The following is a 12,297-nucleotide window of genomic DNA, read 5'->3' on the forward strand; positions in this document are numbered from 1 at the left end:
CGTTGAGGGGCTCCAGCGCAAGCTGGGGCCCCTTTCTTTTTGGGTGGACGGGAAGGCCGAGCGCGCGCACGCCACCAGCGTCGTCCCGTCGTACGCCGGGACCCATACCGCGTGATCGTTGTAAGCGGCACGCTGAGAGTCCCGAGCAAGGCAACCGAGCCCTGTGGTTATGGATCCCGGATCGGCGCGCTTCGCGCTTGTCCGGGACGACAGCGGAGGCCGGCGCAGCCCCGTTGGCTCCGAGAGGCAGCTTGAAGGCATACGACCTCATCCTCTCGACCTGATGCGCCCGAGTTGTTCGTGAAACTCACCGCCCTCATCAAACAGAGGGCGCATGGAAGGCCGGGCGCTGGCCGCGCCCGTGGCCCGCCAGCGGAAGAAAATGCTGGCGGCAGGTCTGGCCGAACACACCCGGCCCTCCCTGCGCGATCGGTTTTAACGGCTGCTTCGCGTTCTCCCTGGTGCGCCGGCTTGCTGGCCACCATCACGAGCGCGACACGCTGAGGCGTCGGCACCCGCTTGACATCAGCGTCGGGATGTCAGGACCGCGCGACTTGACCGTGCGCATGCCGCTGTTCGTCCGCGTGGCAAGCACGCTGCAGCGACACACGCCCATCGCATCCCACTGCCAACGATCCGTGACGGTCGCGAAACGCCCCTCTTGCGGCAGCAGGGACGGGCGGAAATGTGCGGGTGATTTGCCCGACGACGCAATGTGGATCGCCTGCGAGCAAGTAACGCGACGGGCAGGTCATCCCTGCAAAAGTTTGCACCATTCCATGGCTCAAGTAATCCTCATTCAATTACCCCGCTCAGCAGGAGCAGCAGCGACAATAGCGTTTCGGAGACTTTTCTCGATACGCAATGTCGGATATCCTTGTTACATTTGAAGCTCGCGGAATTGGCCCAGCAATGGCGAAATTTACGTCAAAAGATATAGCTCGCATTGCCGCAACGCTAAAACGCGCAAAGGAACGCCAGCATCCGGCACATTTCCTAATCGGGGCAGGATGTTCGATATCGGCGGGCATTCCGGGAGCTAAGGATTTAGTTAAAAAGATCCATACGCAATTCGAGGCTGAGTGCGACTCACTTAGTGCGCATGAGCGAGAATCGTATGGCGCCTGCATGGCACTTCTTACGATTAACGAACGACGCGACCTAATCCGCCCATACCTGCAGAAGGCGAAGATAAATTGGGGCACGATCGCACTCGCGCAGCTTATCGGCGCCGGCTTTGCAGATCGCATCTTGACGTTAAACTTTGATCTCGTACTTGAAAATGCTTGCGGTCTAATTGGATTGCAGCCTGCGGTTTACGATTTCGGGGTCGCTCCCGCGAGCGATCCCGCCATGATTGTTTCGCCCGCGATCGTCCATCTCCATGGTCAGAGTTACGGGCTTGTTCTGCTAAACACCGACGAAGAGACGCAAGCTCACAGGAAGAAACTCCAGCCGGTCCTAATCGATACTTTGCGCAGCGCACCTCTGATCGTCATTGGGTACAGCGGCTCCGCAGATGGCATTAGTCAAACTCTTTTGGAAGAGTTCGAAGGGCGCGAACCGCTTTACTGGGCAGGATACTCGGACGAGCCAGAAGGACATCTACTGAAGCTACTGAAGAAGAAGTACTTCAGCTATTTTGGCGGATCTGACTTTGATCGATTCATGATCGAACTCGCCCAGTCTCTTGGCTGCTGGCCGCCGGACCTCTTTTTTGATCCCGCGGGCTATCTACTTAAATGCATAAATCCAGTTGCTCCTTATCCAGTTGCAGGTTCCGGCACATCCGTCGATTTTCTCGTGGAGCTCCGCGGCAAATTGGAAACCTGGCGAATACAGACAAAGGAGAGCGACGCTGCTGGTCCAGTAAGTGAGCTTTATATGAAAGGCGAATTTAAAGCCGCAGTTGAGCTGTTAGCATCTCGACGCAAGAGCGGGATGATTTCGGATGAAGATCAGGAGGCCGCGTATTGGTCTCTGATCGATTGGGCCGCGCTCTTGGAACAACGCGCATGGATGGCTGATGGAAACCAGCGCGCAGGGCTTCTTTCTGAAGCAGGCAATAAGTATGAAGAGGCGCTTTCAATAAAGAAAAATGGTCATGAAGCCTTGAACAACTGGGGCCTCCTTCTCTTCCGTCAAGGCGAACGCACAAGCAACGAAGATGCTATTCCGTTATACATAGCTGCTGGCCAAAAATTCGAAGAAGCGCTCCGAATCAAGCCTGACAAACATGAGGCTTTGACGAACTGGGGGACGTCGCTCTGTCAGCGAGCCAGACTCTCGTCTGGAGATTTAGCATCTCAGCTCTTCGCTAAAGCAGCTGAGAACTTTGCTGCAGCATTGTCAATCGAGCCAGCCAGCCCTGCGCCAATGATCAATTGGGGAGCGTCTCTGGTGGTACAAGCCAAACGAGCGGAGGGCGAGGAGGCCGCTCGGCTCCTTTCGGCCGCAACAGAAAAATTAGAGGCCGCGGCAAAGCTAGACGGATCGAAGACATACAATCTAGGCTGCCTGGCGGCGCTACGAGGCGACGAGGAGCAATGTCGTTGGGCTTTGGAGAATGCTGAACAGCACGGTACTTTGCCCGATATTGCTCATCTCAATTCAGATCCGGATTTAGGCTCGATGCGCGAAAAGCATTGGTTCCGGGAACTCATCGATCGCCAACAGAAGAAAGCGAACTTCTAAACCCCGCCCATCTTGCAGACCAGCTTCCATTCCTCGGCCGTCACCGGCTGCACCGACAGGCGGGACTGCTTGACCAGCGCCATCTCGGCGAGCTTCGGATCGGCCTTGATCGCGGCGAGCGTCACCGGGGTCTTGAAGGGCTTGTGCGCCTTGATGTCGACGCAGACGAATTTGCCGGTCTTGTCGGTCGGGTCGGGATAGGCTTCCTTGATGATCTCGGCGATGCCGACGATCGCCTTGCCCTCGTTGGAATGGTAGTAGAAGGCGAGCTCGCCCTTCTTCATCGCGACGAGATTTTGCCGCGCCGTGTAGTTGCGCACGCCGGTCCATGCCTCGCCCTTCGTGCCCTTCTCCACCTGCTGGTCCCACGACCATACCGAGGGTTCGGATTTCACCAGCCAGTAACTCATCTGCTCAAGGTCCTCGCATCACGGCAGCGCCGGTCTCATGCGAAAGACGACATGGCGCGGCGGGCGGATCAAAGAAGACGGCAATGGCCCGGTCAATATCTTAAACGGCGCCGGTCCCTCTTTTGCCCAGCCGATGCGTGGGACATCACTCCTCGGCCTTGAACGGGCGCAGCATCAGCGCCTCGATCGCGGCATCGATCGTCACGGCCCCCGCAAGGATCGCGGCGACGGCCTGGGCCACCGGCATTTCGACGCCGCGGGAGGCTGCGAGTTCGACCAGCACCGGCGCGGTGTATTGCCCCTCGGCGAGCTTGCCGGCGGGCAGCGATTCGCCGCGGCCGAGCGCGAGGCCGGCGGCGAAGTTACGCGATTGCGGGCCGGCGCAGGTCAGGATCAGGTCGCCGAGGCCGGACAGGCCGGTCAGGGTCTCGCTGCGGGCGCCATAGGCGCGACCGAGCCGCACCAGCTCGGCGAAGCCGCGCGTGGTCAGCGCCGCCAGCGCCGAGGCGCCGAGCTGTCGCCCGGCGACGATGCCGGCGGCGATCGCCAGCACGTTCTTGGCCGCGCCGCCGATCTCGACGCCGCGCACGTCGGCGGCGTGATAGGGCCGGAAGGTCGGCGAGCCCAGCGCCTGCACGAGATCGGCCGCGAGCGGCTCGTCGGTCGCGGCGAGCGTCACCGCCGTGGGCAGTCCGCGCGCGACGTCGTCGGCGAAGCTCGGGCCGGACAGGATCGCGGGCCGCGCATGCGGCGCGGCCTCGGCGATGACCTCGGTCATGAATTTGTGGGTGCCATGCTCGATGCCCTTGGCGCAGGCGACGACCGGCGTGCCGTGCTTGAGCAGCGGCGCCAGATGCATGACCGCGCCGCGCAGGTGCTGCGCGGGAACGACGATCAGCACGGCGTCGGCTCGCGCGGCCGCCGCGAGGTCGGCGGTGACCACGATGCTGTCGGCGAGCGGAATGCCGGGCAGGCGCGGGTTCTCACGCGCATCAGCGATGCGCGCGGCGTGATCGGCGTCGCGGGCATAGAGCGTGACGTCGCGGCCGGCCCGCGCGGCCACGGCGGCGAGCGCGGTGCCCCAGGCGCCGGCGCCGATGATGGAGATGGTTTGGAACGACGTCATTCGCGTCAAACGCGACTGTGCTCCCTCTCCCCGTTCTTGCGGGGAGAGGGTTGGGGTGAGGGGCAGCCACGGGCACCGGCGGTGCGGAGAGCCCCCCTCACCCGGATTGCATCTGGCGATGCAATCCGGCCTCTCCCCGCAGGCCGGGAGAGGCTAAGGTGTGCCCCGCGCACGAGCGGGGGATCAGGAAACGGCCGTTCCACCGCTCAAAACCCCGCGCGCGTGTTCGCGAACTTGCCGGGCACGCTGGCATTCGCGTCCAGCAGCCAGCGGGCGCGGGGCGCGGCGTCCATGCCGTCGACCATTCCCAGCGCGAGCCGCTCCGCGCCGGCCCAGGCGATCATGGCGCCATTGTCGGTGCACAGCGCAGGCGGCGGCATGATCAGGCGGGTGCCGGCATTCTGCGCGACCGTATCGAGCGCGCCGCGAATCGCCTGGTTGGCGGCGACGCCGCCGGCCGCGACCAGTGCTGTCGGCGCGCCGAAGCGCTGCTTGAACAGGTCGAGGCCGACGCGCAGGCGGTCGGCGGTCGACTCGAGCACCGCGGCCTGGAAGCTGGCGCAGAGATCGGCGACGTCCTGCTCGGTCACCTGATCCATCCGGCCGATCTCGTTGCGCACGGCGGTCTTCAGACCGGACAGCGAGAAATTGGCATCGGCGCGGCCCTGCATCGGGCGCGGGAACGCGAAGCGCGCGGCGTCGCCATTGCGCGCCGCCTGCTCGACCTGCGGTCCGCCGGGATAGGGCAGGCCGAGCATCTTGGCGACCTTGTCGAACGCCTCGCCCATGGCGTCGTCGACGGTGGTGCCGAGCCGGACATAGTCGCCGACGCCGGCGACGGCGACGATCTGGGTGTGGCCGCCGGAGGCGAGGAACAGGCAATAGGGGAAGTCGATTGCATCGGTGAGGCGCGGCGTCAGCGCATGCGCCTCGAGATGGTTGACCGCGATCAGCGGCGTATCGTGCACCATGGCGATCGCCTTGGCCGTGGTGAGGCCGACGATGACGCCGCCGATCAACCCGGGGCCGGCGGCCGCGGCGACGCCTGACAGCGCGGCATAGTCGATGCCGGCTTCGCGCATCGCCGCATCGATGAGATGATCGAGCATGTCGACATGGGCGCGCGCGGCGATTTCGGGAACCACGCCGCCATAGATGGCATGCTCGTCGGTCTGCGAGCGCACGACGTTGGAGAGGATCTGCCCCTTGCCGTCCGGATCACGCGCGACCACGGCCGCGGCGGTCTCGTCGCAGGTGGTTTCGATGCCGAGCACGAGCGTTGTCGAATCGTTACCCAATCTCAACCCTTTTGGTCACTATGAGTGCACAGAACCGCCTAACACCACGAGGTCGCCAGGTGCAATCGTCCGTCCGTTGCAGCCGGGCCGATCCGTATTCGACGGGAGCATAGCACATGGCCGTGCTGGTGACCCGTCCCGCCCCCGACAATGAACGCACCGCGGGCGCGTTGCGGGCGCGCGGCTTCGATGCGCTGCTGGCTCCGATGCTGCGGTTCGAGCCGGTCGCGCTGCCGGCGGACACCGGGCGCGAGGTGGCCGCCGTCATCGTGACGTCATCGAATGCGCTGCGCGCGGTGGCGCCGCAACTCGCCGGCTCGCCGTTGCTGAAACTGCCGCTGTTCGCGGTGGGCGGCCACACCGCGGCCGCGGCGCGCGACGCCGGGTTCGCCCATGTGATCTCCGCCGATGGCGACGCCACCGCCTTGCGCGGCGTGGTGACCGACCAGGTCGCGGCCGGGCTCGCTGCGGCGCGCCCCACCCTGCTCTATCTCGCCGGCGCCGACCTCTCGCGCGATCTCGCCGCCGAGCTCGGCGAACGCGGCTTCGACGTGATCACGCAGACCGTGTACCGCATGGCGCCGGTCGCGGCGCTGCCGCGCGCCGTCTGCGAGGCGTTCGCCGCAAACGCCGTCGAAGCGGTGCTGCATTATTCGCGGCGAAGTGCCGCGGCCTTCGTGGCGGCGGTCCGGGCGGACGGCGTCGAAATCTCGGCGCTGGCGGTGCCGCATGGCTGCCTGTCGGCCAATGTCGCCGAGGTGCTGCGCGAGGCCGGCGCGACGCAGGTCACGATCCCGGCGCATCCGAATGAAAACGACATGCTGGAGGGGCTGGCTCGTGCGTTGCGGTCGTGAATGGCGTAAGAGGGCCTGCCCAATCCTTCCTCAGCCAGGGACACTCCACCATGGTCGATGAACCCGACACCGCTGCACCGGCCTCCGATCCCGGGCGGCCGAAACGGCCGCCGCCGACCATCGATCTGGAACCGACGTCGCGCGAGGAGCGCCCGTCCGCCGCCGCCGAGAGTGCGGCGGAACGGCCGGCCGCCTCGCCCTGGTCCGCGCCGGCTGCGGCCATGGCCGAAGGTTCGTCCGAGACCGCCGGCGAGTCGCATCCCCATGCCGCGGCCGACACCGAGCCGGCCGCGGCCGACGCGGCGACGCCTGACGAGACCTTAGCCGCAGCGGAGCCGCCGCGCGCCGCCCCCCCGCCGCCCCGTCCGGTGTCGCCCTGGATCATCGCGCCGTTCTCCGGCGCGGCCGCGGCGGCGCTGGTGATCGGCGTCGGCTGGATGCTGGGCTGGCCGCCCGTGCAGCCGCCATCCGCCATCTCGCCGGAGAGCGCCGCGCTGGACGCCTTGACCACCCGCGTCGCCGGGCTGGAGCAGCGCGTCGGCAGGCCCGATGCCGCCGTCACCGGCCGCATCGATGCGGTCGACAAGGCGATCGCGGCCGTGCGCGGCGACGTCGCGGCCTTGCGCAGCCAGAATGACACGACGGTCGCGGCGCTCAACGACGTCAAGGCGCAGCCGCGCGACGGCTCGGCACCGGCAGCCGCGCCGGCGCCGGTCGATCTGTCCGGCGTGACCGCACGCATCGATGCGCTGGAGCGCGTCAGCAAGAGCCAGAGCGCAGCCCTGGCGCAGGATCGCGCCAAGCTCTCCGAGGCGGCCGCTGAAGCGGCCAAGCCGGCCGACGATTCGCCGCTGCGCCGGGTGATCGCGGCCGCGCTGCTGGACGTCGCCGTCCGCCACGGCGACCCGTATGCGGCGGCGCTGTCGACCGCGAAATCGCTCGCGCCGGATGCGGCCACGCTGAAGCCGCTGGAGGCCTTCGCCGCCAGCGGCGTGCCGAGCCCGGGGGCGCTGAGCCGCGACCTCCTGGCCATCGTGCCGAAGCTGACGCCGCCGCCCGCCGAGGGCACCACCGGAACCTCGATCGTCGACAAGCTCTCGGCCGGCGCCGCACGGCTGGTCAAGGTCGAGCGCACCGACGGCGTCGGTACCGACCGCGGCGCGGTCGTGGCCCGGATCACGGCGGCGGCGCTGCGCAACGATGTCGCCGAGGCCCGGCGCGAGCTGAAGGGCCTGTCGCCGGAGGATCGCGCGCCCGCCAACGACTGGCTCGCGAGAGCCGATTCCCGCGATGCCGCGTTGTCGACCGCCCGCAAATTCGCCGACGACGCGATGACCGCGCTCGCCAAACCCGCGCAATAGGACGCCCAAGGAAGCACAAGGACGCACATGTTCCGGATCGTCATCTTCCTCATCCTGGTCGGGCTCGCCGCCACGGGCGCTGCCTGGGTCGCCGAGCAGACCGGCGACGTCGTCCTGAACTGGGGACCGTGGCGGATCGCCATGACCCTGCCGGTGTTCGTGCTGGCGATCGGCCTCACCATCGCCGCCTGCGTGCTGCTGTGGAACCTGATCAGCGCGCTGCTGCGCGCCCCCGGACGCATCCGCCAGCATCACCGCGCCCGCCGCCATCAGCGCGGCCGGCACGCCATCACCCACGGCCTGCTGGCGATCGGCCACGGCGATTCGACCACTGCGCGCCAGCACGCCGACACCGCCAAGCGCCTGGCCGGCGACGATCCGCTGACGCTTCTCCTGCACGCGCAGGCGGCGCAGCTCGAAGGCGATCGCGACGGCGCGCGGCGCGCCTTCCGCGCCATGGCCGAGCGCCATGACACCCGCCTGCTCGGCCTGCGTGGCCTGTTCATCGAGGCGCAGCGCGCCGACGACGCGATGGCCGCCGTGGTCATTGCCGACGAGGCGCTCAAGCTCGCACCCAACGCCACCTGGGCCGCGCATGCCGTGCTCGGCTTCCGCTGCGCGCAAGGCGACTGGAACGGCGCGCTTTCGATCCTCGACGGCAACTACACCGCCGGCATGATCGACAAGCCGGCCTATCGGCGCCAGCGCGGCGTGCTGTTGACCGCGCGCGCGATTGCGCTGGAGACCGAGAACCGCGACCTGTCGCGGTCGAGCGCGATGGAGGCGGTCAAGCTGGCGCCGACCCTGGTGCCGGCGGCGGTGCTGGCGGCCAAGTTCGAGAGCGAGGCGCACCAGGTGCGGCGCGCGATGAAGATCATCGAGGCCGCCTGGGCGTCCTGCCCGCATCCGGACCTCGCCGACGCCTACGCCCATGTCCGGCTCGGCGATTCGGCCAGGCAGCGGCTGTCGCGGATCGAGAATCTCGCCGCCCGCACGCCCGACCATGTCGAGGGCGCGCTGGCGGTGGCGCGCGCGGCGATCGACGCCGCCGAGTTCGGCCGCGCCCGCACCGCGCTGGCGCCGTTCACCGACGATCCGACCCAGCGCGTGGCGATGCTGATGGCCGAGCTGGAGCGCACCGAGCATGGCGACGCGGGCAAGGCGCGCGAATGGACCCTGCGCGCGGTGCGCGCCCGCCACGACCCGGCCTGGACTGCGGACGGCTATGTCAGCGACCGCTGGCGGCCGATCTCGCCGGTCACCGGCCGGCTCGACGCGTTCCAGTGGCAGACCCCGGTGGCCAGCCTGCCGTCGGAGCGCAACAGCGTGATCGAGAGCTCGGAATTCGCCGAGGCCGTGCTGGCCCCGCCGAGCCGGCCGGCGATACCCGACGGCCTGGTGGAGCCGCCGCGCGGCGCGGCCGCAAGCCCGGTGGTGATCGCCCCGGCCACCCTGCAGGACAACGAGCCGCCGCGCTCGCCCGAACCGACCATGCCCGAGACGACGGCCGAGACGGCCGTTGAGGAAGCGGTGGACAAGCCTGTCGACAAGCCGGTGGATATCCCTGTTGAAAAGGCTGCGGACAGTGCGGTGGAGACGACGGCCCCGCCGCCGAGCCCGCCGGCCGCTGAGCCGGCGCCACCGCTGCAGGCCGCCGCGCCCGGCGATGCCGACACGGATACGGACGCCTCCGAAGAGGCCGAGACACCCGCCGAGCCGGCCAGACCGGCGGAAACCGCCGCCGTCGCACCGACCCCGCTGTTCCGGAACCGCAGCGATCTCGCCAAACCGCCGGAGACCCAGATCCAGGCGATCGTCCCGATCATGCGGCCGCCTGATGATCCCGGGGTCGACGACGACGACCAGCCGCGCGACGAGTTCGCCGAACAGCTCGCCCCGAAGGTCCAGGCCGGCGGCTGGCGCGGGTTCTGGTCGCGCTTCGGGAGCTGACCCCGGCTGACGGGGCGGACACCCCGCCTGCTCGCCCGCCGGGCCACACCGGCCCGATTCCGATCCGTGGCGGTGCGCGTTGTCCTTGCCAACCGCGCGTCCGCCCGATATCAGGAGCGCGTTCGCGTGGTCCGGCGCCGTGCCGGGCGCGCGCCGCTTTGGTTCGCCGCAATAGCTCAGTTGGTAGAGCACGTCATTCGTAATGACGGGGTCGGGGGTTCGAGTCCCTCTTGCGGCACCACGCTTCGCCCTTCGGGCTACGCGTGGCGCAGCCAGGCCGTAGCCCGCAGGGCGAAGCGTGCCCGGCGTAGCGTCTTCGCGAAGCCGGGCGTTTGAGCCCCCCAAGTCTAGCTTGAGCCCCTCTCCCCGATCTCCGATCAACACTGTCAAACAGCACGCTACTTGCCGCAACCGTAGCTCACGTCGCCCGTGCCGCCGCGATCTCGCGGCCGGACCGGCCCGAGCTCTGCTGCAGTTTGGCGTCCTCATCGATTGAGAGGGCGCAGGGAAGGCCGAGTGCCGACTGGCACCCGCGGCCCCCGTGCGGAAGAAGTGCACGGGGAAGGAACCACAGGCTCAGCCGGAAACAACCCGGCCTTCCCTGCGCAATGGTTTGAACGGCTGCTCCGCGCTCTCCCAGGGGACCGGGCTTGCTTGCCCCCGTCATCGACATCGTCGCCGACCAAGACACCAGCGTCGGGGTGTCGGGACCACACGGCTTGACCGTCCGCGAAACGACGTTCGTCCGCACCCCCAATGAGATGCTGCGTCGCCCCGCGGCCACCGCTCCCCGCCGCAACGTCCCGTGACGATCGCGATACGCCCCTCTCAGTGCGGGCAGGATGGCGGGATAAGACCACTGATTTGGGGGTGGTGTCAACGAAGTTTCTGGTATTCGGAATTCGCGATCTGCACGGCCCGCCTGCGGCGGCACCCCGCCAATGGCCCCGTGTTGACCTCCATCAAGCTCGATCAAGAGGCCGAACTGGCTCCCGAGCAGGGCAGCGAGAAAAGTGTAGCGTCACCTTACCTCCCAGAAGATCAGCCTTTTTTCCAAGGTGGGGCTAGATGCGGCTTGGACAGCGGCGTCATTTCTCCCTAACTAAAATGGACATGGGGAAAATTAGCCCCTTCACGCGAATCACAATCCGCGTAAAGTGTCGCTTGACTTGGGACGTTGTGTCCCAAAGACAAACGGCCCGCCGGATTTCTCCAACGAGCCGTTTGCTGGTCCCGGTAGGCTTCTACCTGGATCGCCAGTGAGGGGGGCGGGGCCGGACGAACTTGGCGGTTGGTTGGCCCTGCTCCTCACGATTCGACTCGGACGAACCGAGTCGTGCAAGGACTCTCAAGCGAATCATTCGATTCCGCAAGCGGCAGTTGGGCGATTTCCCATGTTTCGGCAGCAAACTACCCACACTCGGTAGGCAGCGTCGAATTCAAGCCCTCGGGATTATCCAACCGACCGGGGTCTTCTCCACTTCCGGAGGACTGCCACAGATTGCTAGCTTTGCTTATCTACTCTTGGTCGCCATCTTGTTCGGGCTCCCTGAGATGTTCAGCAAACCAGGCGGCGAGCTCGTCAGCAGCCTTAGAGTCGTCGGCCGGCGAATTGGCTCCCGCAGCGTCTAAGTCGTCATCTTTCTGAGACAACGATTTCCGTTCGACTTCTCGCTTCGTACGTTCACTCTCCCAATAATCGCGAAGGCTATTCAGGCGTTCTTGATGATGGTCAGGGACACGCGCAAATGCTGGCTCGACGTTGTTGTAGATGTAAGGCATGAAACAGTACGAGCTATTTTCTTTTATAAAAGCTTCACAAAATTCGAGGACATCATCTGTTCCAAGCGGCTCCAGCTTGTTTAGCTTGTCTTCGGTACGCTCTAAGCTCGGTGAGGGATGCATATCGATCCAGAATACTGGGTATGGCAGCCCTCCAAACACTCCTTTGAAATTGTGACGGCCAGAAAAGAAAAAGCGAGGTTTTGTGTAATTATATCGCTCATCCGAGGGCTGAGTTCTCACCGCGTGGATGAGCATTAGGGCCAGTTCAACGGAGATGACAAGTCGCCGAGGCGATGACAATTGAGCAAGACGAAATCCGGTATCAATTGCCGGCCCGATGAAGTCCCTCGTTAGCTCCTTGTCTCGTTGCTCGCTGTAGTACTCGTGTAGCAGCGACAGGTTGCTGTAGACCTCATCTCCCTCGTCGACTTCCAGTTCTCGGGCTAAAGAAGACGAACGGAAAAAGACCTCAGCATTATGGACCGGAAAGCCAGCAATCCACCCAGTAGACTTTAGATCAAGCGATGGGAATTGGTGTTTTAGCCTAACACGATAAGATGCGACAGCTGCCATCCAGGCGTTCAACGCCGTGAGAGCTTGCCGATGGTCTGTAAGTAGCTTGGTGTAGATAACCTCGTCTCCGACGCTCTTCCACAGTTCCGGAGGCTCCCCAGGAGGCCAATTGATTTGTAGCGATCGCGCCTCAGCGAGCGCCCACTCGCGCGCGACCGCGATCTCCATCCCCTTGTAGAATTGAGCGATCGGCGAAAACCACGGCTCCGCGGGCGGCATCTGTGTTTCGACCAAATTATCCTTGGG

The 12,297-nt window shown here is 65.8% G+C and carries 9 protein-coding genes and 1 tRNA gene; 6 read left to right on the forward strand and 4 right to left on the reverse strand.

The genetic code is table 11. The features are described 5' to 3' along the window. Positions 1-2: 2 nt before the first annotated feature. Both ACQR1B_RS14435 and ACQR1B_RS14440 read left to right on the forward strand, forming a co-directional pair. Positions 3-284, forward strand: a complete 282-nt coding sequence (locus ACQR1B_RS14435; RefSeq protein WP_434833061.1) for a hypothetical protein — start codon at positions 3-5, stop codon at positions 282-284. A gap of 580 nt (positions 285-864) precedes the next feature. Next, positions 865-2,694 carry an SIR2 family protein gene (locus ACQR1B_RS14440; RefSeq protein ID WP_434833062.1) on the forward strand — a complete coding sequence of 610 codons (1,830 nt, stop codon included), beginning with the start codon at positions 865-867 and terminating at the stop codon, positions 2,692-2,694. Here ACQR1B_RS14440 and ACQR1B_RS14445 read toward each other — a convergent pair. The 3 genes from ACQR1B_RS14445 to tsaD form a co-directional block, all read right to left on the reverse strand. After that, positions 2,691-3,104: an EVE domain-containing protein gene (locus ACQR1B_RS14445; RefSeq protein ID WP_434833063.1), complete on the reverse strand. Its 414-nt coding sequence runs from the start codon at positions 3,102-3,104 to the stop codon at positions 2,691-2,693. The genes ACQR1B_RS14440 and ACQR1B_RS14445 overlap by 4 nt on opposite strands. A 145-nt stretch (positions 3,105-3,249) precedes the next feature. Then, positions 3,250-4,230, reverse strand: a complete 981-nt coding sequence (locus tag ACQR1B_RS14450) for an NAD(P)H-dependent glycerol-3-phosphate dehydrogenase (RefSeq protein ID WP_434833064.1) — start codon at positions 4,228-4,230, stop codon at positions 3,250-3,252. Between the two features lie 206 nt (positions 4,231-4,436). After that, complete coding sequence (tsaD, locus tag ACQR1B_RS14455) at positions 4,437-5,504, reverse strand: tRNA (adenosine(37)-N6)-threonylcarbamoyltransferase complex transferase subunit TsaD (protein WP_434833065.1); 1,068 nt, start codon at positions 5,502-5,504, stop codon at positions 4,437-4,439. 140 nt (positions 5,505-5,644) lie between these two features. Here tsaD and ACQR1B_RS14460 point away from each other — a divergent pair, with 140 nt between their 5' ends. The 4 genes from ACQR1B_RS14460 to ACQR1B_RS14475 all read left to right on the forward strand — a co-directional run bounded on the left by ACQR1B_RS14460 (position 5,645) and on the right by ACQR1B_RS14475 (position 9,934). After that, positions 5,645-6,382, forward strand: coding sequence for a uroporphyrinogen-III synthase (locus tag ACQR1B_RS14460; RefSeq protein ID WP_434833066.1), 738 nt, complete (start codon positions 5,645-5,647; stop codon positions 6,380-6,382). A gap of 50 nt (positions 6,383-6,432) precedes the next feature. Further along, the gene (locus tag ACQR1B_RS14465; RefSeq protein WP_434833067.1) at positions 6,433-7,743 is read left to right on the forward strand and encodes a COG4223 family protein; all 1,311 of its coding nucleotides are present in this window, start codon (positions 6,433-6,435) and stop codon (positions 7,741-7,743) included. 27 nt (positions 7,744-7,770) lie between these two features. After that, complete coding sequence (locus ACQR1B_RS14470) at positions 7,771-9,693, forward strand: heme biosynthesis HemY N-terminal domain-containing protein (RefSeq protein WP_434833068.1); 1,923 nt, start codon at positions 7,771-7,773, stop codon at positions 9,691-9,693. 165 nt (positions 9,694-9,858) lie between these two features. Next, positions 9,859-9,934: transfer RNA gene (locus tag ACQR1B_RS14475), tRNA-Thr, on the forward strand. 1,277 nt (positions 9,935-11,211) lie between these two features. Here ACQR1B_RS14475 and ACQR1B_RS14480 read toward each other — a convergent pair. Beyond that, positions 11,212-12,270 (reverse strand): hypothetical protein, encoded by a 1,059-nt coding sequence (locus ACQR1B_RS14480; RefSeq protein ID WP_434835976.1) that lies wholly within the window; start codon positions 12,268-12,270, stop codon positions 11,212-11,214. Positions 12,271-12,297 lie beyond the last annotated feature (27 nt).

Source organism: Bradyrhizobium oligotrophicum, assembly GCF_051168495.1.
In the GTDB taxonomy this organism is placed as follows: Bacteria; Pseudomonadota; Alphaproteobacteria; order Rhizobiales; family Xanthobacteraceae; genus Bradyrhizobium; species Bradyrhizobium oligotrophicum_A.